The following is a 24,713-nucleotide window of genomic DNA, read 5'->3' as shown; positions in this document are numbered from 1 at the left end:
ACTTATGAAAGCAAAATATAAAATACTATCAATAGTTACTACTGTACTAATGGGAACATCTGGATACTCTGCTGAAGTATGGTCTACTAATAATCTAGGCTCATATAACGCTGGTGATAAAGTGGAATTAGATGGTAAAACTTATCAATGTAAAGCATGGCCAGCAAGTGGTTGGTGTAAAATAGCTGCATATAAGCCTAATGGAGCATATGGAAGTGATGCTTGGAATAAAATTTCAGATACCACCACAAACGATGATAGTTCCGGTGATTCAAATAATGATGACACTAGCAATACTGATAATGATGACAATGCTAACAATACTGGCTCAGAAGCTTGTCCTGCAATGCCAAATCAAGTTGAGGACTTTAAACCTCAAGGTCCAGGTAACTGGAATGGTTATGCTAAAGATGCCTTTGTAAGATTTGAAGGTGCTATATATAAACTAACTGACTGGTGGACAGCTTCATCGCCAAAACAAGATCCAGACTGGAAACTATGTGAAGCTGATCAAGCTCAAGAAAAAGCTACATTAAACATAAAAATAAACAAACCCAGCTTTATAAATGAGAGTGAATTACCGAGCATTATTGTATTTAAAAATGAAAATTCAACTCAAATTGAAGTTGCTGAAGTAACTGATGCTAAATGGGATACACCTTTCAATTTAGAAGTACCAGCTGGTGACTTACAAATATTTGTACCAGCCATTAGTGGTAATACAGGTTCTGCTGACAATGCTAATATTACAATAGCTAAAAATGAAACTAAATCTGTAGAGATAAACTATCAACAAGCTGCTCCAGCTGAAGAAGGTACTCTAAATATAACCTTTAATAATTCAGATAAACCAAATGAGGCTGTACATTATAAGATACTGGATAATGACGGTAATATTATTAGGAATGGCTATACTGATTTTAGCTCAGCTCTTAATATAGATGATTTACCAGCTACTGAAAATGGTACAAGTTATAAAATTTCATTTGATGACTATATTCAAAATGGCTATAAATATAGTATCAATGATATTAATGCTACTATTTACCGTCATAACACTACAAATGTTAATTTTGAATTTAGCAAACAGGCTCTTCCTACTCAAAATGTGAACTTAAATGTTTCAGGTATTCCTGAAGATAAACAAGCAGTACTAACACTAGTAAATGATAAGGGGCAAACTAAAGAGATTCAGTTAAATTCTACGAAAGACTCTTATAGCTTTGAGCTACCTAGTGATGATAGCACTTACAACATTACACTATCATCTATAGTTGGTTATACTGCCTTCATAAGTGCCAACTCTATATTTGCTGATTCAAATAATTCATCTACTCATAATCTTTCTGTTGAGTTTAGGCAAAAACAAACTTCAGATTCTAACTGGCCAGATAGAGCTGTTGTCGGATATGTCAGAGGTTATGACGCTGTTTGGAAAACTCAACCAGATACTACTGATGATATGATTTCTACAGCTGCTGATCGTGGCTACAATGTGTTTGTATATTCTTTTGCAGGTCAAAAACCTGGAGGAGAAGTATTTTTCACTGATTGGACACAAAAAGCCATTGATAACTTAAAAACTCAAATGCCAATCATACATAGTAAAAATGGTATAGCCCTACTAGCAATTGGTGGTGCTGTAAACTTCTTTGATGTAGATATGAGTGGTGACAAAGCTATATCTGGTGGTAAAGCAATGGCTAAGTTTCTTGCTGATTATGGTTTTGATGGTCTTGATATAGATGTCGAGCATCCTAATGCTTCTGCAACAGGAGAAAACTTCTTAAGGTACCTTGGAGCTATGCGTGAAGAGTTCCAGAAACTTACTGGAAAAGCAGAGTTTGTTACAGCTGCTCCACAAATTACTGGTCATGTTGGTAATTATCCTGGTGGTAATGCAAAATTTGCTGAAAAAATTTACACACAAAGTTTTATGAATAAGGCAAAACTTGATGCTGTGTTTGTACAGACATATAACCAATACGGTGGTGCTAGGTTCTTTAACAAACAAGGTACTGATGTAGGATTCTTAACTAATGTCTTTAATCTTCTTTCAGAAGAAACAAGATCTAATTTTAAGCAATACCTATCACCATCAAGCTTCTATGTGCCAGCATCAACTAAAATAGTTCTTGGTGTACCAAACTACAGAGGTCCTAATGTAACAGACGCCCAATATAGCCAAGGCCAATGTATGAGAGATGCTACTTGTTCTGGTGTTGGTATATATGACCCTGTTGATCTTACTAAAGATATTAATGATGGTAAAATAGCTAACTATGATCAGTATGGTGGTGTTATGACATGGATCCTAAACTCAGACGACTACCAAAACTGGACTTGGGTTGATGGTGTTAAGAATGTAGCTTATAACTAAACAAATTCTCTTGCTAGGTTTTCTACCTAGCATTTCTTTACAATTTATCTAAATTAAATTACTCACTATTTATGGGAAATTATTTCCCCTAATCTATTTCGTACCAAATATCTTATCTCCAGCATCACCTAACCCTGGAATAATATAATCTTTATCATTAAGATGACTATCAATAGATGCTGTATAAAGCTCAATATCAGGGTGTACTTTTTCAAGAGCTTTTACACCCTCAGGTGCTGCAACAAGTACAAGTACTTTAATATTTTTTGAACCAGCCCTTTTCAATAGTGATATGGTTTCAATCATTGATCCTCCAGTTGCAAGCATTGGATCAACAACTAGTGCCAACCTTTCACCAAGCTTATCACATAATTTTTCAAAATATGGAACTGGCTTAGAAGTTACTTCATCTCGATACATACCAATCATACTTACTTTTGCTGCTGGCACATGTTCAAAAACACCATCCATCATCCCAAGCCCTGCTCGTAATATTGGTACAACAGTTAATTTTTTACCTTTAATCTGCTTTATAGTTATATCAGAATCATCCCAACCTAATATTTGCGTATCTTCTAACTCAAAATCTGCTGTTGCTTCATAAGTTAATAAACTAGATACTTCTCGTGTAAGTCTTTTAAACTCTTGTGTGCTTATATCTTTCGCACGCATAAGACCTAGTTTATGCTGAATCATTGGATGTTTTACTTCTACTATTTTCATTTTTTAACCTTTTATTTTAATAACTACTGTTACGCACTAAACATATTTTAAGCGATATAAGTTCTGTTAATAATAATTAACCTGCCCAAGTACTACCGTATCATTCGCACCTGTAGCTGATGGACAGTTATTATAACCTTTATGTAAAGTTTCATTTCCAAGTATAGCAAATGCTATCGCTTCTTTGGCATCACTATTTTCACCAATACTTTCAAAAGTTAAAACCTCTACATCGTTAAGTTGAGTTTTTATATAATTAATTAAGAAACTATTATATGCTCCTCCTCCAGTAAAAATAACTCTATCAAGCTTACAATATGGCAATACAAAATCTTTATATGCCTTGATGATAGTTTCAGCTGTAAATACTGTTAGAGTATGAACAATATCTTGCTTGGAGTTATTTTTGTATTTATCAAGAATACTATCTGTAAATTCAGTCCCGAAAAGCTCTCGACCTGTAGACTTTGGTGGTGATAACTTCAAATAATCATGAGCCATCAACTCATCAAACATCTCTTTAATCAACCTACCTGTAGCTGCTATATCACCATTTTCATCATAATCCCTGCTATATAGCACTTCCATAGCTTGATTCATCATCATATTACCTGGACCAGTATCAAAAGCTTTAATTTCAGATATATCACAGTTTTTAGGTAAGATCGTTGTATTAGCAATACCTCCAATATTATGCAAGGCTATCGACTTATCACTAGAGCGATGAAGCAGATAATCAACGAATGGTACTAATGGAGCTCCATCTCCACCTGCAGCAATATCTCCAGCTCTGAAATTTGAAACAACTGTTGTTTTACATTTATAAGCTATAGTTGCAGCATCCCCAAGTTGAAGCGATGATTGAACAAAACTAAATGTTTTTTGTGCTTGGTGATAAATTGTCTGACCATGATTTGCGATAAACGATATATCTTTAGCTATAAGATTATTTGCTTTCATCATTTTATTACATGCATTAGCGTATTCTTCACCAAGCTTAAAATTTAAACTACAAAGTAGCTGGGCATTACTTTTATCAAGCTCAAGAGCTTTTTTTATATCCGAAAATACTTCATCAGAATATTTGTAGGTTTCAAAAGCTACTAGCTCAATATCTGTATCAACACCACTACCTTTAACTCTACATAGTGCAACATCTATACCATCCAACGAGGTTCCTGACATCACACCCATACACAGCTTATAACTACTCATGAAAATAACACTCTAAAAATTAATATCATCTTATAATCATTATATCAATTACAATAAGTCATTGGTTATTTATCTTAGTTATATAGCGAGGTGCTAAAAATTCATAAAATTCAACCTAACAACCTGCTTTAAATTAGCACCTTTGTTTTTTGGGAAAAACGATTTATAATCAAAACTTATTTAGCTTAAACATAAAACTAAAAAATGAATTTTCTAAAACCAGCAAAAGCTATCCCTCAACTTACAGCTGAATCAATTAAAAAGAAATACCCTCATTGGCGACTAAGAATGTTTTTAGTTGCTTATATTGGCTATTTCACCTACTACTTTGGTCGTAGTAGCTTTGATGTTTCAAAACAGTATATAACAACTCTAACGCCTGATGAACTTGGATTTATAGGGGCTGGACTTGGTGTTGCCTATGGGCTTAGCAAGTTTTTAATGGGAAATGTCTCCGATAGAAGTAATGCTAAAGTATTTTTAGCTACAGGGCTGTTTATAACAGGTGTTATAAATCTTATTCTTCCGAGCTTGCTTTCTGCAGGCGTGTTAGTGTTATTTATAGTCATGCTTGTAAATGGTTGGGTACAAGGTATGGGCTGGCCTGCTTGTGCTAGAATTATGACTCACTGGTTTTGTGCTAACGAGCGAGGCACTAAAATGGGAATTTGGAATACTGCCCATAATGTTGGTGCTGGATTTCTAGCTATAGCGGTAGTTCCTGTTGGTTTATATTTATTTAATGGTGATTGGCATGGCTTATTTTATGTTGCTGGTGCCATGTGCATTATTGTTGCTGCTGCAATACTTCTCTTTGGAGCAGACACGCCAGAATCATTAGGCTTGCCAGCTATAGAAGTCTACAAAGGTTATACAACTACTGAAGCACACCAAGAAAAAGAATTTTCAAGCAAAGAAATATTTTTCAAATATGTATTAAATAACAAATGGATTTGGTTAGTTGCAACGGCTAATGCATTTGTATACTGTGCAAGATACGGTATGCTTAGCTGGTCTACATACTATCTTGTTCAAGTAAAACATATGTCAACAGCTACTGGCTTACTTGGCTTTGCGATGTTTGAACTTCCTGCAATACCAGGGACAATTGTTATAGGATGGCTTACAGATAAATACCTTGGTAGCCGTAGAGCACCAATGAGTGTGATTTGTATGATTTTATTTATAGGTGCTTTATTAGTTTATTGGAACAGTGATACAGCTTGGATACTACTTTTATGCTTATCTGCAATGGGAATATTTATTTACGGTCCAGTGGCTTTAATAGGTATTCTAGCGCTTGACCTAGTCCCTAAAAAAGCTGGTGGTACGGCTGCTGGGTTTGTTGGATTATTTGGATATTTATTTGGGACAGTTGGGGCACAAGCTGTAATTGGTGTTATAGCTACTTATTTTGGTTGGAGTGCAGTATTTTCTTTACTAGTAGGCTCATGTGTTATTGCAACTGTACTTCTTACAATATGCTGGAACTTAAAAAGCTCTATAAAATAAGAAATATGTGTAACAACCATAGAACCATTAGTACTCCTAAAGCTCTCAATTATTGTTTAAAAAACTTTTATCAATCAGCAGATGTTATAGTTACTAAAGGACCCCAAGTACAAAAAGACTCGAAACGAGCTGAATATGATGCATGCTATTTGGAGCTAAATAAGTATAAAGTTCTACACTTAACTGCAAAAATCACACCCAAATATCTAGGAGGCTTTGTTGCTTTATGGAAAAGATCACAAATAACTAATCAAATCGAACCCATAGATATTAGTGATGAACTTGATTTTGTTATTATCTCATTTCAAGATGATAGTCACATTGGCCAGTATATATTTTCTCAAGACACTTTGATTCAAAATAGGATTTTTTCTACGAATAATCAAAAGGGCAAATTAAGCTTTAGAATATACCCAAGTTGGGTAGATACTAAAACAAAGTCTGCTCAACTTTCTCAAAAATGGCAGAATAAGAACTACGTATCGTTTTCTGATAACAAAAAAACAGCTATTAAGTTAATAAACAGTATTTTTTGTCAACAAACTACTTAATTTTAATACTTTCAGTAATCCCCATCAGAGAGTAGGGTTTAAAATAGAGGTGAGATTTCCCGGACTAAATACGAAAATATTCTCGTTTAGCATGAACTTTTCAAAGAATAATTGTAGATTATTTAGTGTATCTTGATTCGATAGTTTGAAGAGCCTCGTTATATACAAGTTCCATTTCTTCTTTAGAGCCTACACCACCACCGATTTCATAAAGCTTACCATCACTAACGCCATAAATAGCTGCGTGAATTGTAAAGTTTAATCCTTTTTCCCAAGCAGATCTAACAACTGTAGTTTTAGATAAGTTCAAAGCTTGGTTTAATGCGTTAAGCTCACACATCATATCAACTTTTTTAGCCATATATTCATCTTCATTAGATTTATAGGCTGCTAAAGTTTTTTCAACGAAATCAGCATTGTCATCTCTTATTTCACGGATAGAAGTTAACCAATTATCAATCAAACCGTAGCTCTTATCTTTAACTACTGTTTCAACACCACCACATGCATAATGACCACATACAATAATTTTTTTAACTTTAAGTACTTCTATTGCAAACTGCAGTACTGACAAGCAGTTTAAGTCCGTAAGAGATACAACATTAGCAATATTACGATGAACAAAAACTTCTCCAGGTATCAAACCACAAACTTGGTTTGCAGGTACTCTACTATCAGAACAACCTATCCATAAGTACTCTGGTGATTGTCCTTTAGATAATGTTTCAAAGAACTCTGGATTACTTTTCTTGATTTCTGCTGCCCATTCTCTATTGCCTTCAAGTAGTTCATTAATATTACTCATTTTGCATTTTCTCCTTTTCTGTTTTCCAAGACTATACTATATTAGTATAGTATAAGTTCAAGTGTTTTTTGGCTCTTTAAATCTATTTTTTCGATGAAATTTCTGTAGCTATCAATTAGCCTTATACTCTCCAAAACCTAATTTCCCCTTGGATATAGTAATTTTTTTAGCTAGTTTTTCTATATTAGAAAGTTCACTTTTATTTATTAAAAGAATACTGTTACCTTCACTACCCATACGACCAGTTCTACCCGCTCTATGCTTGTAGTCTTCATACTTCGTTGGTATGTCGTAGTTTATAACATATTCAACCCCTTCTATATCTAATCCCCTAGCAGCAACATCAGACGCTACTAAAACTTGTATTTCAGATTTTTTAAATTTACGGATAGTATTTGCTCTATCAATCTTATTTTGCTCACCATGGATTGATCCAACACTAATTTTTGCATTTTCTAGCTTCTTAGTTACGAAATTCACATCATAATTACGGTGTAAAAAAACTATCGCTCGAGCAGGACTTATGGCATTAGCTAGCGACCTTAAAGTTTCATTTTTACGATTACCTTCTGCGATTATGTAGCTATGAGTTATAGTTTCTTTTTCATTACTATTATCTACAAGCTTTAAATCTTCAATAAATGAGTTAGCCACCTCTAAAGCATCATTTTTGATAGTAGCTGAGCCGAGTATATATTGTAGTTTATTTGACTTTGCTAAGATCTGCTTCAAAGTCTTTAAGCTGTCATCCTCGAGCATTCTATCAGCTTCATCAATTATGCAATACTTAAAATGATTAGGCTTTAGCTTCTTAATATTTACAAGCTCAAGTATACGGCCAACAGAGCCTACTACTATTTGTGGTTTCTTTTTAAGTTTTTCTTTTTGACGCTCAATAGACGCTTTACCTATTAGAGCTAAAGATTTAACACCTATGCTAGAAAATGTTTCATTTATAAAATTACTGATTTGTATAGCTAGCTCGTGCGTAGGTGTAAAAAATACAACCTGAGTTAATGCTTGTTTATCTTGATACAGTTTTTCAATAATCGGTAATAAATAAGCTAAAGTTTTACCACTACCTGTGGGGGATTTTAGCCAGATATTTTCACCTTGACTAATACCTTCATAGCTCAAACTTTGGCAACCTACTAAAGTATTGATATTTTTAGCTGTTAATGCTGAGATTATTTCATCGCTTAAATTAATTTTTTCAAATGACATGATTTTTTTCATCAAATCTTACTTGTAACAACTATGATAGCACACTATAGCTTAACCTATACAGCCACATAATATAACTCTCCAAATTTAAATCAAATACCCTCTTTTGATAATGACTTTGGTCAAAAAATCTTTTATTATCTAAGTTATATTAGAATTTATTAGCTAGGTACAAAATGAAAAAAACCTTTACAACCTTAGGGCTTTTAGTTGCAACAACTATGGGCATTAGCTACGCTACAGATAACGAAACAAGTAATGGCTCTAGTTGTCGTTGCTTACCATCTGACTCATGTTGGCCCGACAAAGATAAATGGCAATCTTTAAAAAAATCTTTAAAGGGTGATCTAATTAATCCATCAGCAGCACTAAATAGTTGTAGCACAGATAGTCAAAGTAAAGAATGTAAAAGCGATATTTCTAAAACTAAAAACCCATTTTATATGCAATCAGCTTCTGGAAGAAGCGAAAATCAGGGCTGGTATAATGCTTGGAAAGATGCACCTAGTGCATATGCGGTAGAAGCTAAAAATACAAACGATGTAGTCAAGGCTGTAGATTTTGCTAGAAAAAATAACCTTCGACTTGTTATCAAAGGTGCAGGTCATGACTACCTAGGCAGATCAAGTAGTAAAGATGCTTTAATGATATGGACTCATAATATGCGAGACATTTCATATAATCAGCATTTTCACCCTGCAAACTGTGCTAAAGATAAAGAGTATACAGCTGTAACTGTTGGTGCTGGCACAAGATGGTTAGAAGCATACAACAATGTAACTAACATTCATCATAAATATGTTCAAGGTGGTGGATGTACTACGGTTGGTGCTGCAGGAGGGTTTACCCAAGGTGGCGGATTCGGTAGTTGGACAAAACAATACGGAACTGGTGCTGCAGGAATCTTACAAGCTGAAGTAGTGACTGCAGATGGTAAGGTGGTTATCGCCAATGAATGCCAGAATAAAGATTTATTTTGGGCTATAAAAGGTGGTGGTGGTGGCACTTATGGTGTCGTAACTAAACTAACTCTTAGAGTACATGATTTACCTAAACATCTAGGATTATTAACAGGTGAAATAACTGCTGATAGTGATGATGCTTATAAGAAATTAATTACGAAGTTCTTATCTTTCTATAGTAAAAATTTGACTAACCCTAATTGGGGCGAGCAATTCTCTCTGCGAAAAAATAATCATCTAAAAATAGCAATGGTTACACAAGACCTTACACCTGAAGATGCTTTAAAAGTTTGGAAACCATTTATCGAATGGTCTAAAGATCAATCAGATTTACACACTAATACAAAATACATAGATATTCCACCAACTAAAATTTGGAGCTATGACTTCTGGCATAAAAATTATCCAGATATGGTGGTAAAAAATACTGGGCCTGATGCTAGAGATGGCGAGTACTGGTGGGCATCAAATACTGGTGAAGTATTCTCTTACTGGTATACATATCAGTCATGGTACCTACCGAAGTTTTTATTCGATAAAAAGAATATAGATAAAACAGCCGATGGTCTTTATAAAGCTTCAAGATTAGCAAATATGTCTATCAGCCTAAATAAAGGGATGTCTGGGGCTTCTAAAGATGCTACAGAATTGACTAAGCAAACTTCTATGAACCCTGAAGTCTTCAATGCTAATGCTCTCGTTATAATGAGCTCTAGTAGTGACAAACCTGTTTTAGGAGATACTAAAATAAGTAAAGAGAAAAAAGCCGAAGTTGATAATATCTATAAAGCTATGGGTATAATACAATCTCTAGCACCTAATGCTGGTAACTATGGCAATGAAGCTGATTATTTTGAAAAAAATTGGCAAGATCATTTCTGGGGATCAAACTATAATCGCCTATTATCAATAAAGAACAAGTACGATCCAAACGGCTTATTTTATTGTCATCATTGTGTTGGTAGTGAAGAATGGCAAGAAGGTGGGATGTGTAAAAAATAAACTCTTTATCTGACATACTATCAATATCTAAAATAAACACAAACAAAGTGTCTATCACTATCTACTCAGTCAAATTTAATCTTTTTATAACTCTATGTTTAGCAATGCTTTTGTTTGACACAATACAACTATCTATTTAGAATCCATAAATATATAGATTCTAAACATTCTGAAATGAGAAACTCTAAATTAAAAATCTCATACGGGCTTGGTGCGTATGGAAAAGATGTTGGCTGTGCCATTGTTTGATATATTCTTGATGTATTACCTTACTGATATGGTCGGTGTAAATGTTGCTTTTGTCGGTATTTTATTTGTAGTTGCTAAACTCTGGGATGCTATAGTTGATCCACTTATAGGAATATTAGTTGATAACACTAGTAGTCGTTGGGGGAAGTTTAAGCCTTGGATAGCTATCGGTACAGTTCTTAATATTCTTGTGGTAATTGCACTATTTAATACCCCTACAAACAGAAAGACAAAAGGTTTCTTTTAAAGATTTCTGTAAGTATGTTACAAAAAATGATCAGCTTCTGATTATCATCGTAATTGTTTTAGTAATAAACATAATCCTACAAATCTCCGGTGGCATGATTATTTATTATTTTAAATATGTAGTTGGTGAAACTGGTTACTTTGGATACTATAGTGCGGTATCTTCTGGTTTTGAAATAGTAGGAATTTTTATATTTCCATTTATTATAAAATTATGGGATAGAAAAACTGCTTTTAATATCTCTTGCTTGGCAATATTTATAGGGTTTTCTTTATTTTATGGAGCTCATATCTTTGCCACTTCAAGTCTAATCTTAATCTGTATATCTGTGGCTGTATTTAAAGTTGGTATAAGTATAACACTTGGGCTTTCGCTTGTAATGCTAGCAGATGCTGTTGATTATGGTGAGATAATTTTAAACCAAAGAAATGAAAGTATAGTTTTCTCTTTCCAGCCAATGGTTGTGAAACTAGCTGCAGCTATAAGTGCTGGGTGCATTAGTTTTGGACTATATCTAACAGGCTTTCATGCTGAAACAGGCACTAGCAAGATAACTCATGCCCAAAACTCTACAACAATTAGTTTCATCACATTTACAGTAATTATCTTGCCGATCATATTATCTGTACTAATTTATATAATTTACAAAAAGTTTTATAAACTTGAGAATAAAGCTTTTATTGATAAAACTAAGCTTGAGCATGGGTTTGTGAGTTAGCCAAATAGGCTGTTAATTTTGAAGATCATTTCAATAGACTCAAGCCTTGTATTTTTGGTTGCTGATTTTTATTGTTTCAGGAGTAATGCTCAATAAAACTAACCTCTAAATAGTGTGTAACAAATTGTGTTTATAGCTAGTTAGCTCTAAATTAACTCCTCAAATTTTGGGTTTTCTTTTTTCACCAGGTTTAGTTTTGAATCCATATCTAACTTTTTTAGTACCTTCTCTCTAGCTATTGCCAGTCGAATATCATCATAATTCTCAAAGTAAACAAGCTTATCTAACTTATGCTTTTTAGTAAAACCTTCAACAAGCTTTTGTTTATGCTCATGTACTCGTTTTACAATATTTGCTGTTACTCCTACATATACAATATTATTTTTTTTATTTGAAAGGATATAAATATAGCCTATTTTATTTTGCTCTTGGCTCATGCGTTGCTCTAGTCTTTTAACTAAAAATAGTAAATTGATTATAGTTGATTTGATAGGTAATGCCAATTTCTGTATAACATCAATATTTCTTCATTATCTATTTCATCAGCCTTATCATATTTCCTATATAGCTACTTACCAATTTCCACAATCTATAGAAGAGTTATCAGATGAGTTTTTTGAAAAAATAGATTTATAGCTAAAGCTATAGATTTAAAAACTATCTTCTAGTAGTACCGCGACACCGCATATTGTCGAGTATCTTAGCTTTAATAAACCATATAAAACAAACAGGTACAAAAAAACCCCATAACCCCGTGTGAAATCAGGATCATGAGGTTTTAGAGGTATACTACAAGTAGTATATATGGTGCCCGGGGCCGGACTCGAACCGGCACGAGAGTTAAGTCTCGAGGGATTTTAAGTCCCTTGTGTCTACCAATTTCACCACCCGGGCTAACGAGTGGAGGCTGAGGCCGGAATCGAACCGGCGTCTAAGGCTTTGCAGGCCTCTGCATAACCATTTTGCTACTCAGCCACTTTAAAATTTGTATGGAGCGGGAAACGAGGCTCGAACTCGCGACCCCAACCTTGGCAAGGTTGTGCTCTACCACTGAGCTATTCCCGCATTACAAGGTGATATATTACATTATTTTATGAAATAGTCAATAACAAGTGATACTAAATCGTTAGATTTTATAAGAAAATTTTTTGCACAAGACTAAAAGTTATTTATTAACCTCGAAGTCGATCTTGAAAAGCTTCTGAATATTATTTAAAAGCTCAAGGTTATTGTTTGATTTTAGGTTCACTCTACCACCCTTCATCGGGTTATTTTTTTGTACACTCTTAGCATCACTAGCTAGCATTGCTAGCAACGCATTTTGATTCATTGGTTTTTTTGCATTTATGCTTACGGAAATATTTTTAGGATTTTGTAAAAACATCGCTAATGATGAAAGTGATTTTTGTAAAAACTTATCATCTTGTTGTACTGCAAATAACTGTAATAATGCACCATAAGAACCTAAAATTTGCTGAGGTGTAGTGTTTGGATCTTTATTTGCCAAACGGGCTACTTTCTCAAGTAGTCCATCATTTGAGAAGCTAGCGTTCATTTGAGTTAAACACAACTGATCTTTACAGTTATAAAGGTTTGTAGTGCTTGATGATGGATCAACGGCAATATATGGTAAAATTTTAAGTTTACCATCTACAACACCTACTTCGCTAGCACTAAAACTTGCCAAATCATTAGCAGATAACTCTACATCACCAATATATTTAGAGCCATTAAAATTACGGTTAGAGTCTATAGCAATATTGATTTCATCTTTGCCTAAAAGTGTAAAAAGTTGTTGGATCGTAGCACTACTAGAGAAATAGTTTTTCTTAAAATCAAAATCAAACTTCATATTGCCTTTATCTGATGCTATATAGGCATTATCTAATACTTGATTTTTATTTTCTAAGAGCTCTTTAAGCTTACTATCACTATAGTTAATGCCATCTACAACTGCATTGTAGTTAAAGTGGTTATCCGAACCTAATTCTCCAGCTATATCAAGCTTAAGCTCTCCTTTAATTGCACCCATGCTTGCTTTTATCTGCAAGGCTGGTGTCTTCTTAAAACTCTTGCCTAAATACTCTACTGTAACCTCTTTCAACAATGGTGTGAAATCAGCATCAAACTCAGCATCTTTAAAAGTTGTATTAGGTATTAAGTTTTGAATACTCGCAAGGAAATCATCATCAACTTTAGTATCTGATAAGTCAATACCAGAAAGTTCTATTCTACCTTGAGCTAGCTTTTGCTTGGCATAAGTCGAATCAAAACTCACTGCTAAAGAATCACTACTTGAGTTATAGTTGATCGTGAAATCAGCAATACTTTGACCCAGGTTGTTCATAAAGATGCTATAGAAACCTTTATTTTCAGCAAGACTTTCAGTATCAACTTTGCCACTTACAATATTTGTGCTTGCAACTGTCGTAGCTAAGTTTGATACACTTAAACCACTAACCTTAATACTGAAATCTTTAGTAACTTCACTTCCCACTTTAAGACCATCTAATTCAACCTTATTGATTGAGATATTTGGATTTTTTTCATCAGCACTCATCAGCAATACGTCTTTAGCAATAATCATACCATTGCTATCTTTATTTATGCTACCAACAGTAACCTGTACCGGGTATGGAAATAGTGAATCCAAATTTGCAACTAACACGCTTTTAAGCTGATAATTCTCAGCACTAGTCAGTTGAGATGATACTGCTTTTGATTCAGCATATAAGTTTGTAGTTGAAAAAGTTGTGATACCAACAGATGCTGCTAAAAGTATTTTTTTAAAATTCATACAACCCTCTTAATTTATTTTTTCTAAACTTAAAAACTCTAAATCTTTTTTTCTCAAAGAGAACATTCCACAGTTAGTTTGAAAAGCAATAGGGCCTCCAAAAACTGATTTATTTGTAACAATCATTTCTTGACCTTCGATCACACCCATAGCAATAATCTTGTCTTTAAACGAATTGGGGCAGTTTTCATTAAAGCCTTTAACAATAAACTTATCATTTTTACTAAAAGTCATACTTATACCTATATATTTTTATCTAACTATTAATTATAATCTTCTCATTAGTATAGCATCAATAGATTAAACACTAAGAATGTTTAATGCTTTTTTACAATAGATAATTATGAAAGACCTCTCAAGATTTGACACGCCCAAAAAAGAACCTGAAATAAAGCAGGAGTTAAAGAAAACTTCGCCAGAATCTAAGAAAAAAAAGGTAGTAATAGTCGCTATAGTTTGCCTCTTAGCCATAGCTGTCGGCTCTAAACTTGTAAACAAACATCTCAAGAAACTCAAAGCGGAAGAAAAAGCTACCATAGAAGAGAATACTCCAAAAGAAGTACTCAAGAAAGAAACATCCAAAGCTGAGCAGAAACCTGATTTCGAAGAGCAAAAGAAAAAAAACAAGATGATTTTTACATTTTATGATCATCTTAAAAATGAGCAAGTTGAAGTTGATGCTTCACCACAAGCTCAAAGAACTGAATATAAATACACTTATATTTACCAGGTAGCCTCATTTAGAAATATGAATGAAACTACTTATTATGCTAAAAAAATGAAAGAAGCAGGCCTTGAACCACAGTATAAAACTGTTGGAAGTTGGATTAGAATGTACATCGGGCCTTATGATAGTAAGAGGGCAATTGCTCCTGATATCATCAAACTACAAAGAATAGGCTTAAATGGTGGTTTCACTAGAGAAATTAGTCGTACAAAGATAGAGCCTAAGAAACCCTCTAAAAAAGATAAAACAACAGATGATAAAGCTAAGTCTGAGTCACAAACTTAACTTGCCATACTTTTTTCTTATCGATAGCATGGTAAAATGCACCATTATACCCTCAGCAAACCCCTTAAATGTTATCTTTTACTTTATTTATATTATTGATAAATATTTTTCAAATAGCTTTTATTCTTAATGTCACAAAACTCAAAAATACCTCTTGGTTATTTTATTAGCCTCAATAGGATACATAAACTTTAGCTATAATATTATTAGCAAAAGTCCCTCTACTTAAAAGCACTTTTAATCATAGTCATTAGCGTTCTATTAATATACACAATGTTAATTCCAGGTTTCATAATCAATAGTGAGCTGTTTTCTTCATCTACATACATTTATTTTTTATACTACAAATTCATATTTGAATCATTTGAAATATTTGGTTATGTAATATTAGCATTTAGATATTTTTACGGAATAATCTTTATTTCTCTAAAAGCGTTATGGCTCATACTATCATACTTCCCATACTTAATTATTACTGGTTCTAACTTAGATAGTTTGTCAATAATTAACCTATGTTTTTCAATATTATTGATTTTAATAGTTATTTTTCAGTTTAAAAAGGCAAGAAAGCTATACTCTAATGAAACTTAATATCTTAAAAATTATTTTTTAATTCTCTAAGCTTTACAAACATTTCTTCGCCTAGAGTAAAATCTGAAAGTACCTCTAAAAGCTTTTCATCATCAATTGAACGAATAAATATATTAAACTTTGATTCTTCTGCTAGCGTAACTTTCGGCTTATCTTCTGCTGGAAGCTCTGCTACATTTTCACGATAATATTTAAAGCCCTCATCATCTGGCAATATACTAAGTGCAAAATCCAAATTGCTCTGCCAATAATCGTGTGCTGCATAGGGTACTACATTTCCATCAAGATTTACTATTTTGACTAATGACTTATAAAGATCTCTAGTATTAGCAGTTGAAGCATGAACACCTCCAACACCTGCGTTAAACAAAGTATCACCACAAAATAATGCTTTTTCACTCTCAAACAAAAAGCTTACATGATCTGCTATATGACCAGGGGTATACATAACCTTAAAACTAACAAAGTCTAAATCTATTTGATCACCATCTTTGACATAAAAATCAGGCGCAAAAAGCTCATTATCTTCATAAGCATAAATATTTACATCAGGAAATTCTTGCTTAAGCTTTTTTACGCCTGCAATATGATCACCATGCTTATGAGTAATTAAAATAGCTTCTAATGAAAGATTATTTTCTTTGATAAAATCACTAAATAAACTAGCTTTTAAAGGATCAACAATTATTGCATGCTTGTCATCATATAAGGCATATTGATAATTACGTAAACTATTGTTCGAAAACCATCTTTTTACTTGCATAACCCACCCTATGTATTTTCGTAAACTAATCTAGTCTCAGATAAATCAATACCCGGAACACTACCGTTTTTGATAAAAAACTTACACAGTATAAGCTTATATTTTTCTAACTGTATTGCAGAAAATGATCCTATCAAATTCAGCTCCACATAATCATATATTGCTTTGAATGTTCTATTTTCTGATTTCATCATTGCTAGATCTAATAATGTCAAAACAGCATCTAGATCATTATTTTCAGTACTACAAACTTTTGAGAAAAGTCTTGGAACCTCTCCATTGAATGCATTTATATATATACTCAACATTTTCGATTCAAAATTATACTCTGCAATGTTTTTCTTAAGAGTCTTTTGAGCTAATGCTGTCTCTCCAAATTTAATAAGCATCTCGATATAAACTCTTGTAAACAATGGGCGTTCATCTGTCTTATCGTAAATTACCATAGCTTGGGCAGCTGTCTTAGTGTGCTTAAGAGCCAGCACGATTAATTTTTTCTCATTTTCAAGCTTTAAGTGTTGATCATATTTTTCAAGTAGCTCAAAAGCAAACTCTCCGTCATCTTCAGCTAATGCAATTTTTCCAGCCAAGTTTACAATATTAGGTTTCAACTTAATGTTTTTATCCATTAACAATAGTCTAACCTCAGCTAACGCATCAGAAGTTTTTTCAACCAAATACAATTTATAAACACGAAAATACTTATATATATCAGAAGTCTTGCTTATCTGCCTTAAAGAATTTTCAAGCTGTCTTAGATCTTTCTGCTTAATAACTAGCATCATCTTTCTAAATAAAATAAAATCTAAAACATATGCTGGTGTAAGTTTTATTATTTTGCTTATACTTATCCTTTTTAAAATTTTATTTTGGTCTAGTGCTATATCAGCAACAAGATCAACAAACTTTTCTTGCTTACTTACATTAACAAGCTCTAATAACCAGCTGAACAATAAGTATGGGAAACTAATTACTAATTTCAGTATTCTATAACCAAATACACTTAAAAAACATAATATAGCTACTATAAACACAAAAGCAACAAGATTCATACGGATTGCTTTATCTGCTACAACAACCATGATATAGCCATGATATTGACTAGCCCATATACCCATAAGTGTTGCTATTGCAACTATAACTACAAGCTTAAGAATTTTTACCATCTTCACTTCCTTTTTTAGCTACATCTTTAAACTGATTTACACTACTTACCATCAATCGATCTTGCTGCTCTGTAAGACTCTTAATCACTTTATCTAGATTACTTTCCAGCACTTTTGTATTTAGTGGTTGAATTTTATCAATTTGAGACTCAAGATCTTTAGCATTCTTATTTTGAATGAAGTATTGTTTCAGTATTTTCTGTAAATTAGTTTTTGATGTTGTAACTGCAGCATCATTATTCGTATACATTGCTGTCTGTAAATCCATCAATGATTTATAGAGATTATCTGAGATAAGTTGCTGTGAAAGCTTTGTAGCCACAAGCTGTTGATCTTTTGATATATCTTGAATCTCAACTATCGAACTTAAATACTTCATATATTTATTTTTTTGAGGTTCTTTTGATCTATCAAAATTTTCTGGTGTTGTATATTTCAAATGTCCTATTCTCTCAATAATGCTTGAGAAGTTTTTAACAATATCAGATTGAGAAACAAGATTATCAATTGCTTTTTTTATTTCACTACGACTAGATGCTCCAATATTGGCAGTCCTACTAGCCTCAACTTTATCAAAAGCTATATCAACAAGCTCATCAGCCTTAGTAGTATCTCCACTAAACAAGGCTACATCTTTTGCTAAAATAAAATAATCTATCGCTGCTTGGATATTTGCGATACTAATTTGAAGATAAAGCTCTTTAGTAGGCGTCGCTCTTTGAGCACCTAACATATCGACTCTTGTTTGTACTGTTTTAATACCCGCATTTTGTGCATCATTTTGCTTGGCTATATCACTAACCAGAGATTGCTGCTCACGAAGCTTATCTTTTAAACTAGTTATATTACTTTCTAGCGTATTATAAGTTTGATTGGCATCTGATAGCCTTTTTGCATCGTCATTTATTTGCAAAGCTAAATACCCTGAGGTCGCAATTGCTACGATTGATATAACCAAACTTAATGGAATTAATTTCGTTGACAAACTTTTCTTATCATTTGGAGTCTTTTTGATTTCTTTTTTGTCTAGATCTTTTTGTTGAGACATTTTATTATTTTCCTTTAGCAATTTCTTCTATCACTTTACAAATATGGTCATTGTTTAGTTTATTCAACATAACAGTATTATTAAAACCTTTGCTTTCCAATAATTCTAGCATTTTTAAGCTTGTAACTGTAATTTTAGTATCGTACGGTGCTCTTATTTTGCTAAAAATTCTATTTAATGAGTTAAAAACATCAATACTAGTAGCTACTATAATATCTGGGGATTCATCTTGGTAATGTTTTAGATAATTTTTCAACAATTCATCAGAGGCAATATCTTTTCTCTTATAGACTTCGAGTTTTTGACAACCTGCAATTTTTGAAAGCTTATCAATAAGATATGTATTACCTCCAACCCCACCAATCACTGCAAATTTTTCATCTGAAATAGACTTTGTATCTATAAGCTCAAATAGATCATAGGAGCTAGCTTTTTTAGGATACTGACATTTCAAACCTAACTCTTCTATAAGTGAAGCTGAGCTAGCACCTACGGCATAAATATTAATATTAATAAAAAGATTTGGTGAGTATTGACTAAAAAAACTTCTAACTGCGTGCTTACTCGTAAAAATAAAATCAGTAAAACCATCAATGCAAATATTAATACTTATATTTTCAATCGAGATAGTTGGTAAAACAAGGCTAGTAATACCAAGTTTATTTAATGATCTTGATAAATCGATACTATCCTCTAATGGTCTGCATACTAATACATTCATTACTGATATTTTTTTGCTGTACTATAAATATAGTCTATCATTGATTTTAAGCCTGTCGCTCTAGTTGCACTTAGATTACTACCAAACCCAATCTCTTTAATAAAATCAGTATTTGATTCAAGAATATCTGTTACAGAAGCATCATCATAAACTCGTATCAATAAACCAATAAGGCCAGAAACTATCAAAGCATCGCTAGTAGCGATAAAATGGATTTTGTCTTGGTCTAATGAGCTGTCGAACCACACTTGCGACTGGCAACCTCTTACTAAGTTAGTATCTATTTTCTTATCTTCAGGAAATTTTGGCAATTGCTTTGCCAGTGAAATAACGTAATCATATTTATCTTCCCAATCATCAAAAAAAGATAACTCTTCTACAACCTCTTGCTGCCTTTCTACTACTTGATTTGCCATCGTTAAAACTTTTAATTTTTACTATCAATCTTAAATAATAATATTAACATAAACCCTTAAGCGACTGAAAATAAATAGTTTAATCATTTATATTTATTTAGTGATAGTTCCCAAATATACAAAAGCCGACAAAAGTTAACAAAAAAACTTAAAAACTTATTGACAAAACAAGTAGTCAATTATAGAATAGTCCCTGTTACTCCCTGATAGCTCAGTTGGTAGAGCAGTTGACTGTTAATCAATTGGTCGGCGGTTCAAGTCCGTCTCAGGGAGCCAACACTTTCCAGAATATTTTCCAAATAAATTAGACTCTATTTAGATAAAACTCCTTAGTTTTTTCATTATCTCCTTAACTTGAAATCTTTCTAGGGTCTTTTTTATACACTACTTTTTTAATGCTACAATCTTCATAACCTGTTAGCACTTTCAATAAATCATTCAACATAAGAAAATATTATAAGATATATCATTTTTTTCAGTTTTACATATAGCTATTATCAGCTGATAATACTCAACATAAAAGCAATGACAAACAAAAGGTGAAAAAATGATTTTCTTAATCTTCTTAAGTACTCTAGCAAGCTTAATCTTAGCTGGTACTAACAAGTATAAAGCTTCCATAATATTTTTTAGCATTTCAATGATATTGCTATTAGCAGTGTTTATACCTCATACAATCAGATACATAAATATCCAATTATAGGTGACTACGATGACTACAACTAGAAAATTTTTTAACATTCTTGATGCTCTTGATATTATTGCCATAGCGGTAGTACTAAGCGTAGCTTTTTATTATCAATTATTTTTACATGAGCTACCATGTGCCTTATGCGTATTTCAAAGAATTGCTCTATGCCTTATGAGTTTTGGACTTATTCTTAATATTGTTCATGGTAATTATACTAAACATTATTTTTTGGTGATTTTAGTTGCTATGCTAAATGCTGCAATGGCTATGACTCAAATCCTTTTACATATAGTTCCAGGTACTGGCAGCTATGGTGATGCTTTCCTTTCTTTACATATGTATACATGGAACTTCATTATAAGTGTTGGATTTATAGTTTATGCAGTATTTGCAGGACTAGCTAGCTCTAACTCTCCTAGAAAAGAAGTAAACTCTAGTGTTTCTTTAATATGCAAAATAGCTATAGGATTTATAATAATGCTGACTCTAGCAAATACAATTAGTGTCTTTGCAGAATGCGGACCTCATATGTGTGCTTCAGACCCTACTGGCTACTGGATTTCATCATTATAACTACTTACTATCATCTATAACCTTTATATAAAGCTTTCCGTCTTTAGCTCTTTCTGGCCCATGAATATCCGTATCGAAACCTGGTAGCATCGAGCCAATTTTCTCGAGCATCAGCAAGAAGTCTAAAATTGTTTTAGACTCTTCTGTGATTTTTTCACCTGGAAATATAACAGGGATACCTGGTGGATATGGTAATATCATCACAGCTGAAACATGATTTAAAAGCTCTGTTAATGGAACTTTTTTAACCTTACCTTTTAGTAATTTTTGAAAAGCTCTATGAGGATTTATCTCCTGCTCTGGAAGTACATTAAAAGCATGATGCATTAGTGATGGCATCTTAGCTTCTTTAATATAACCATGCAGCTGGCTAGATATTTCTTGAACTCTTTTTTCATCATAAAACTTAGGATCTTCAGCATATAATGATGGCAGCATTTTCTCAATTAAAGCATTTTCATCATACATCTGTTTAAATTTATTCAGTACAGATATTAGTCTTACAGACTTTGCTTTTGTTGTACCCATACTAAATATAAACAATAATGAGTAAGGTCCGGCTTTTTCAACTACAATATCATGCTCATCTAAAAACTTAGCTACAACATCAGCAGGGATTCCCCAGTCTGTAACTTTATTATTTTCTATTCCTGGGGTCAATATTGTAATCTTAACAGGATCTAAAGATAAAAAGTCACCATCGACATCATCAAAACCATGCCAATCATCTGCATTTCTTAAAAGCCAAGTTTCTTTATTGGAGATGTTATCTGGTTGCCAAAGATCAAAAAACCACCCTTTTGCTTCTGATCTTAATTTAACAAGCTCTTTTCTAAAATCTATCGCTAAATCAATCGTTCTATCAATAAGATTATAACCTTGCTCACCTTCCATCATTGCCGCAGCTGTTTCTGTACTTGCAACTAGCGGATAAAAAGGTGATGTTGAGGTATGCATCATATATGCCTCACTCAAAACTTCTTCACTATAATCACCTTTAATGTGTAACATAGATGATTGGCTAAATGCTGCTAAAAGCTTATGCGTTGATTGCGTTTCAAAGATAGTATGCTCTGGTCTAGGCTTTATTTGCATTGCCGATTTGTGCTTATATATTGGATGAAATATCGCATAAGGAATCCAAGCACTATCAAAATGTAATTTTTTAACATCAAGTTCACGATGAATAGTATCCGTATTATATAAAATACCATCATAAGTAGAGTTTGTAACTACTGCATAAGCAGGCCATTGATCTGCTATATTACTTTCATCTATTTTTTGTTGAATTGCATTTTTCTGAAATTCTTTTTGGGGTATTCCACCTATTATTCCATAGGCATTACGAGTTGGTTTAAGATATATAGGGTTTACATCAACCATCATCATTAAATGTGTTAGTGATTTATGACAGTTTCTATCAACTAATACAGTATCACCATCTGCAACACTATACATTCCAACTATCTTATTTGCTGTTGATGTACCATTAGTAACTATCAATGATCTATCAGACTTAAAAACTTTAGAGATATATTCTTCTGCATCCTTATGTGCCTCTGAATGATCAAGCAAACTACCTAGCTCTTTCATAGATATTGATAAGTCAGTCTTAAATATATTTTCACCATAAAAATCATAAAACAATGAGCCTACAGCAGATTTTTGAAAACCATAACCACCCTGATGTCCTGGAGTACAAAACGATGAATTAAATGATTCTGAGTATTTAAATAGCTCATATGTCAATGGAGGTAGAATCTCATTAAAATATGTTTCAATAGTTTTAGAAATAAAGTTTGAAGCTTCTTGAACAAGTACATCGTACTGTAGAAAGTTTATATTTAGATTAAAGTCTTTAAGGTTTAGTTTGATGCTTTGGTTATAGTCTGAAATAACAAATAAAGGTAATCTCGCATTTAAATGAGCTATATCATGAAAAGCATCAATATTAAAAGTAGTCCTATCTAGGACTATGCTACAAATCCTCGAATTTTCTTCTAAAAGCTCGACCACTTCATCCATACCATCAACCAAAAAAATACTATAATCATGTTTAGCTAGATCAGCTTGAATTTTAGTTAGAAACTCTTGTTTGTAGGATTTTAAGGTATCTTTATATACAAATACGATAGTTTTCATAATCTACAAAAAATAGATTTAGTGTATAGCAAAGTATACTTTATAGCCTAAATTTACTACAGCTTTTTAATATGCTTTTTGTATTTTGATTAGTCTCCACATCATCCAAAATAATAAGTTAATTTTAAAATTAATCTATATTATGTTATAGTTTTAATACAATTATTGAAAATCTGCTTATCAAAATGATAAAAACATTAAAAACTAGCATCTGCTTAGTAATTACTACAATTGGTTTATCTTATGCTGACTCAAAAATTGCTTATCTTGGATACGGCTCTTTAATAGAGGATCCTCGTGATTTACCAATAACAGATAAATTTACCGAAACTGACCTCAAACTCCCAATAGATTTTTTAAGAATTAGTGGCTCATATATAGGGAATAGTAAAGACCACGATAATACTTTATATGGCGCAATGTGCGACAAAAAAGATTCTGAGAGAAAGGACCATCCATTATACTTATCAGTAACTATAGCACCTGATGAGTTTGCAAAAGATGTAACTCCATCAAATGTCTATTCAACCACTTATGATGCTAGCCAAGATAAATTCAAAGAAGTAGCTAAAAATGAATTTGATAGTGCAAGAAAAGCCCTTATGCGCCGTGAAGGCACTACACTTTCTAACAATATCGCATTTATATCAAAATCAGCTGATGCTCCATCTGACAAAAAAGGTACTACACTTGAGTATAAAGGAGCAACTTATAAGGTGTCAAATCAGGCTGCCGCACTCAGTCAAGAGGATATTGAAAATATAGTAGAGTGGATGTATAACCAGCAGATAGATACTATTTTTGTTACATATTTCGCTTCAAACTTCCATGATTTAGAGTATGGTCGGGGCATGGAGAGTATTGTCAAGTATGTTAAAAGCCTTGATAACGCTAGAGATATCACACAATGGAATCAAGATAATATTAGATTACTTATGTTTTTAGCGGCCAACAATAAAGCAAACAGAAGTGCTACTAGATATGATGCTCTTGAAAAGTTTAAATCATATCTATATGAGGTTCCTGCCAGTGTTAAAAACAATACTACATACTGGCAGAAAGGCCCTTATGCTAAAACTGCAGGATTATCAGGATTGATAACAGATATATGGAACTACCCTAGAATACACACTAGAGTTTTGCCAGATTCTAATGCTTATGTTGATTGCTCAGAATATGTTTCTCCAGTCAAAGGAGATTAATTT

General features: G+C 32.8%; 23 protein-coding genes and 4 tRNA genes. 10 read left to right on the top strand and 17 right to left on the bottom strand.

Annotated features, from left to right (window positions below; genetic code table 11):
- Window positions 1–4 precede the first annotated feature (4 nt).
- Window positions 5–2,380, top strand: a complete 2,376-nt coding sequence (locus FLM55_RS07805) for a glycosyl hydrolase family 18 protein (RefSeq protein ID WP_178948755.1) — start codon at window positions 5–7, stop codon at window positions 2,378–2,380.
- Window positions 2,381–2,473: 93 nt separating this feature from the next.
- Here the strand turns inward: FLM55_RS07805 and upp are convergent, their stop codons facing one another.
- Both upp and anmK read right to left on the bottom strand, forming a co-directional pair.
- The gene (upp, locus tag FLM55_RS07800; protein WP_178948754.1) at window positions 2,474–3,103 is read right to left on the bottom strand and encodes a uracil phosphoribosyltransferase; all 630 of its coding nucleotides are present in this window, start codon (window positions 3,101–3,103) and stop codon (window positions 2,474–2,476) included.
- A gap of 66 nt (window positions 3,104–3,169) precedes the next feature.
- Window positions 3,170–4,318, bottom strand: coding sequence for an anhydro-N-acetylmuramic acid kinase AnmK (anmK, locus tag FLM55_RS07795; protein WP_178948753.1), 1,149 nt, complete (start codon window positions 4,316–4,318; stop codon window positions 3,170–3,172).
- A 204-nt stretch (window positions 4,319–4,522) separates the two neighbouring features.
- Here anmK and FLM55_RS07790 point away from each other — a divergent pair, with 204 nt between their 5' ends.
- Window positions 4,523–5,830 (top strand): MFS transporter, encoded by a 1,308-nt coding sequence (locus FLM55_RS07790; protein WP_178948752.1) that lies wholly within the window; start codon window positions 4,523–4,525, stop codon window positions 5,828–5,830.
- A gap of 5 nt (window positions 5,831–5,835) precedes the next feature.
- The gene (locus FLM55_RS07785) at window positions 5,836–6,381 is read left to right on the top strand and encodes a MepB family protein (protein WP_178948751.1); all 546 of its coding nucleotides are present in this window, start codon (window positions 5,836–5,838) and stop codon (window positions 6,379–6,381) included.
- Window positions 6,382–6,499: 118 nt separating this feature from the next.
- On the opposite strand, the gene FLM55_RS07780 is transcribed toward FLM55_RS07785, so the two are convergent.
- Together FLM55_RS07780 and FLM55_RS07775 are read right to left on the bottom strand one after the other, a co-directional pair.
- Window positions 6,500–7,186, bottom strand: coding sequence for a carbonic anhydrase (locus FLM55_RS07780; protein ID WP_178948750.1), 687 nt, complete (start codon window positions 7,184–7,186; stop codon window positions 6,500–6,502).
- A gap of 111 nt (window positions 7,187–7,297) precedes the next feature.
- Window positions 7,298–8,410, bottom strand: a complete 1,113-nt coding sequence (locus FLM55_RS07775; RefSeq protein WP_178948749.1) for a DEAD/DEAH box helicase — start codon at window positions 8,408–8,410, stop codon at window positions 7,298–7,300.
- A gap of 221 nt (window positions 8,411–8,631) precedes the next feature.
- Here FLM55_RS07775 and FLM55_RS07770 point away from each other — a divergent pair, with 221 nt between their 5' ends.
- From FLM55_RS07770 to FLM55_RS07760, 3 genes are all read left to right on the top strand, one after another.
- Window positions 8,632–10,374 (top strand): FAD-dependent oxidoreductase, encoded by a 1,743-nt coding sequence (locus FLM55_RS07770; protein WP_256868934.1) that lies wholly within the window; start codon window positions 8,632–8,634, stop codon window positions 10,372–10,374.
- Window positions 10,375–10,591: 217 nt separating this feature from the next.
- The gene (locus tag FLM55_RS07765) at window positions 10,592–10,870 is read left to right on the top strand and encodes an MFS transporter (protein ID WP_178948747.1); all 279 of its coding nucleotides are present in this window, start codon (window positions 10,592–10,594) and stop codon (window positions 10,868–10,870) included.
- A complete protein-coding gene (locus tag FLM55_RS07760; protein ID WP_178948746.1) occupies window positions 10,821–11,588 on the top strand; it encodes an MFS transporter in 768 nt (255 codons plus the stop codon). The genes FLM55_RS07765 and FLM55_RS07760 overlap by 50 nt, the downstream gene beginning before the upstream one ends.
- 146 nt (window positions 11,589–11,734) lie before the next feature.
- Here FLM55_RS07760 and FLM55_RS07755 read toward each other — a convergent pair whose 3' ends face one another.
- The 6 genes from FLM55_RS07755 to FLM55_RS07730 form a co-directional block, all read right to left on the bottom strand.
- Window positions 11,735–12,025 carry a GIY-YIG nuclease family protein gene (locus tag FLM55_RS07755; RefSeq protein ID WP_178948745.1) on the bottom strand — a complete coding sequence of 97 codons (291 nt, stop codon included), beginning with the start codon at window positions 12,023–12,025 and terminating at the stop codon, window positions 11,735–11,737.
- 368 nt (window positions 12,026–12,393) lie between these two features.
- A tRNA-Leu gene (locus FLM55_RS07750) sits at window positions 12,394–12,482 on the bottom strand.
- A 7-nt stretch (window positions 12,483–12,489) separates the two neighbouring features.
- A tRNA-Cys gene (locus FLM55_RS07745) sits at window positions 12,490–12,563 on the bottom strand.
- Window positions 12,564–12,578: 15 nt separating this feature from the next.
- Window positions 12,579–12,653, bottom strand: a tRNA-Gly gene (locus FLM55_RS07740).
- Window positions 12,654–12,753: 100 nt separating this feature from the next.
- A complete protein-coding gene (locus tag FLM55_RS07735) occupies window positions 12,754–14,385 on the bottom strand; it encodes a hypothetical protein (RefSeq protein ID WP_178948744.1) in 1,632 nt (543 codons plus the stop codon).
- Window positions 14,386–14,394: 9 nt separating this feature from the next.
- A complete protein-coding gene (locus FLM55_RS07730; RefSeq protein WP_178948743.1) occupies window positions 14,395–14,619 on the bottom strand; it encodes a FeoA domain-containing protein in 225 nt (74 codons plus the stop codon).
- A gap of 109 nt (window positions 14,620–14,728) precedes the next feature.
- Here FLM55_RS07730 and FLM55_RS07725 point away from each other — a divergent pair, with 109 nt between their 5' ends.
- Window positions 14,729–15,397 carry an SPOR domain-containing protein gene (locus FLM55_RS07725; RefSeq protein ID WP_178948742.1) on the top strand — a complete coding sequence of 223 codons (669 nt, stop codon included), beginning with the start codon at window positions 14,729–14,731 and terminating at the stop codon, window positions 15,395–15,397.
- Window positions 15,398–15,992: 595 nt separating this feature from the next.
- Here FLM55_RS07725 and FLM55_RS07720 read toward each other — a convergent pair.
- The 5 genes from FLM55_RS07720 to FLM55_RS07700 are packed head-to-tail and all read right to left on the bottom strand — an operon-like array spanning window position 15,993 to window position 20,102.
- Window positions 15,993–16,751, bottom strand: coding sequence for an MBL fold metallo-hydrolase (locus FLM55_RS07720; RefSeq protein WP_178948741.1), 759 nt, complete (start codon window positions 16,749–16,751; stop codon window positions 15,993–15,995).
- 8 nt (window positions 16,752–16,759) lie between these two features.
- Window positions 16,760–17,917, bottom strand: a complete 1,158-nt coding sequence (locus FLM55_RS07715) for a heme biosynthesis protein HemY (protein WP_178948740.1) — start codon at window positions 17,915–17,917, stop codon at window positions 16,760–16,762.
- The gene (locus FLM55_RS07710) at window positions 17,901–18,965 is read right to left on the bottom strand and encodes a hypothetical protein (RefSeq protein WP_178948739.1); all 1,065 of its coding nucleotides are present in this window, start codon (window positions 18,963–18,965) and stop codon (window positions 17,901–17,903) included. The genes FLM55_RS07715 and FLM55_RS07710 overlap by 17 nt, the downstream gene beginning before the upstream one ends.
- Window positions 18,966–18,969: 4 nt before the next feature.
- Entirely contained in the window at window positions 18,970–19,686 is a 717-nt protein-coding gene (locus FLM55_RS07705) for a uroporphyrinogen-III synthase (RefSeq protein ID WP_178948738.1), read from the bottom strand.
- On the bottom strand, window positions 19,686–20,102 hold the full coding sequence (locus FLM55_RS07700) for a SufE family protein (protein WP_178948737.1): 417 nt from the start codon (window positions 20,100–20,102) through the stop codon (window positions 19,686–19,688). The genes FLM55_RS07705 and FLM55_RS07700 overlap by 1 nt, the downstream gene beginning before the upstream one ends.
- A 200-nt stretch (window positions 20,103–20,302) precedes the next feature.
- Here FLM55_RS07700 and FLM55_RS07695 point away from each other — a divergent pair.
- A tRNA-Asn gene (locus FLM55_RS07695) sits at window positions 20,303–20,378 on the top strand.
- 162 nt (window positions 20,379–20,540) lie between these two features.
- On the opposite strand, the gene FLM55_RS07690 is transcribed toward FLM55_RS07695, so the two are convergent.
- Window positions 20,541–20,738: a hypothetical protein gene (locus FLM55_RS07690; RefSeq protein ID WP_178948736.1), complete on the bottom strand. Its 198-nt coding sequence runs from the start codon at window positions 20,736–20,738 to the stop codon at window positions 20,541–20,543.
- A gap of 76 nt (window positions 20,739–20,814) precedes the next feature.
- Between FLM55_RS07690 and FLM55_RS07685 the strand changes: the two genes are divergently transcribed.
- Complete coding sequence (locus tag FLM55_RS07685) at window positions 20,815–21,366, top strand: disulfide bond formation protein B (protein ID WP_178948735.1); 552 nt, start codon at window positions 20,815–20,817, stop codon at window positions 21,364–21,366.
- Here the strand turns inward: FLM55_RS07685 and ldcC are convergent, their stop codons facing one another.
- Window positions 21,367–23,508, bottom strand: a complete 2,142-nt coding sequence (ldcC, locus tag FLM55_RS07680; RefSeq protein WP_178948734.1) for a lysine decarboxylase LdcC — start codon at window positions 23,506–23,508, stop codon at window positions 21,367–21,369.
- A gap of 185 nt (window positions 23,509–23,693) precedes the next feature.
- Between ldcC and FLM55_RS07675 the strand changes: the two genes are divergently transcribed.
- A complete protein-coding gene (locus tag FLM55_RS07675) occupies window positions 23,694–24,710 on the top strand; it encodes a hypothetical protein (protein WP_178948733.1) in 1,017 nt (338 codons plus the stop codon).
- Window positions 24,711–24,713: the final 3 nt, after the last annotated feature.

The organism is Francisella sp. Scap27 (assembly GCF_013394105.1).
Lineage (GTDB): Bacteria > Pseudomonadota > Gammaproteobacteria > Francisellales > Francisellaceae > Francisella > Francisella adeliensis.
Note: the sequence above shows the minus strand (reverse complement) of the source record. Positions and strands in the feature narration are given on the sequence as shown.

What these genes read in the sequence shown, in the direction of transcription:
- FLM55_RS07805 (WP_178948755.1), top strand. Translation starts at nt 5, where the DNA reads ATGAAAGCAAAATATAAAATACTATCAATAGTTACTACTGTACTAATG.
- upp (WP_178948754.1), bottom strand. Translation starts at nt 3,103, where the DNA reads ATGAAAATAGTAGAAGTAAAACATCCAATGATTCAGCATAAACTAGGT.
- anmK (WP_178948753.1), bottom strand. Translation starts at nt 4,318, where the DNA reads ATGAGTAGTTATAAGCTGTGTATGGGTGTGATGTCAGGAACCTCGTTG.
- FLM55_RS07790 (WP_178948752.1), top strand. Translation starts at nt 4,523, where the DNA reads ATGAATTTTCTAAAACCAGCAAAAGCTATCCCTCAACTTACAGCTGAA.
- FLM55_RS07785 (WP_178948751.1), top strand. Translation starts at nt 5,836, where the DNA reads ATGTGTAACAACCATAGAACCATTAGTACTCCTAAAGCTCTCAATTAT.
- FLM55_RS07780 (WP_178948750.1), bottom strand. Translation starts at nt 7,186, where the DNA reads ATGAGTAATATTAATGAACTACTTGAAGGCAATAGAGAATGGGCAGCA.
- FLM55_RS07775 (WP_178948749.1), bottom strand. Translation starts at nt 8,410, where the DNA reads ATGTCATTTGAAAAAATTAATTTAAGCGATGAAATAATCTCAGCATTA.
- FLM55_RS07770 (WP_256868934.1), top strand. Translation starts at nt 8,632, where the DNA reads ATGGGCATTAGCTACGCTACAGATAACGAAACAAGTAATGGCTCTAGT.
- FLM55_RS07765 (WP_178948747.1), top strand. Translation starts at nt 10,592, where the DNA reads ATGGAAAAGATGTTGGCTGTGCCATTGTTTGATATATTCTTGATGTAT.
- FLM55_RS07755 (WP_178948745.1), bottom strand. Translation starts at nt 12,025, where the DNA reads ATGAGCCAAGAGCAAAATAAAATAGGCTATATTTATATCCTTTCAAAT.
- FLM55_RS07735 (WP_178948744.1), bottom strand. Translation starts at nt 14,385, where the DNA reads ATGAATTTTAAAAAAATACTTTTAGCAGCATCTGTTGGTATCACAACT.
- FLM55_RS07730 (WP_178948743.1), bottom strand. Translation starts at nt 14,619, where the DNA reads ATGACTTTTAGTAAAAATGATAAGTTTATTGTTAAAGGCTTTAATGAA.
- FLM55_RS07725 (WP_178948742.1), top strand. Translation starts at nt 14,729, where the DNA reads ATGAAAGACCTCTCAAGATTTGACACGCCCAAAAAAGAACCTGAAATA.
- FLM55_RS07720 (WP_178948741.1), bottom strand. Translation starts at nt 16,751, where the DNA reads ATGCAAGTAAAAAGATGGTTTTCGAACAATAGTTTACGTAATTATCAA.
- FLM55_RS07715 (WP_178948740.1), bottom strand. Translation starts at nt 17,917, where the DNA reads ATGGTAAAAATTCTTAAGCTTGTAGTTATAGTTGCAATAGCAACACTT.
- FLM55_RS07710 (WP_178948739.1), bottom strand. Translation starts at nt 18,965, where the DNA reads ATGTCTCAACAAAAAGATCTAGACAAAAAAGAAATCAAAAAGACTCCA.
- FLM55_RS07705 (WP_178948738.1), bottom strand. Translation starts at nt 19,686, where the DNA reads ATGAATGTATTAGTATGCAGACCATTAGAGGATAGTATCGATTTATCA.
- FLM55_RS07700 (WP_178948737.1), bottom strand. Translation starts at nt 20,102, where the DNA reads ATGGCAAATCAAGTAGTAGAAAGGCAGCAAGAGGTTGTAGAAGAGTTA.
- FLM55_RS07690 (WP_178948736.1), bottom strand. Translation starts at nt 20,738, where the DNA reads ATGCTAAAAAATATTATGGAAGCTTTATACTTGTTAGTACCAGCTAAG.
- FLM55_RS07685 (WP_178948735.1), top strand. Translation starts at nt 20,815, where the DNA reads ATGACTACAACTAGAAAATTTTTTAACATTCTTGATGCTCTTGATATT.
- ldcC (WP_178948734.1), bottom strand. Translation starts at nt 23,508, where the DNA reads ATGAAAACTATCGTATTTGTATATAAAGATACCTTAAAATCCTACAAA.
- FLM55_RS07675 (WP_178948733.1), top strand. Translation starts at nt 23,694, where the DNA reads ATGATAAAAACATTAAAAACTAGCATCTGCTTAGTAATTACTACAATT.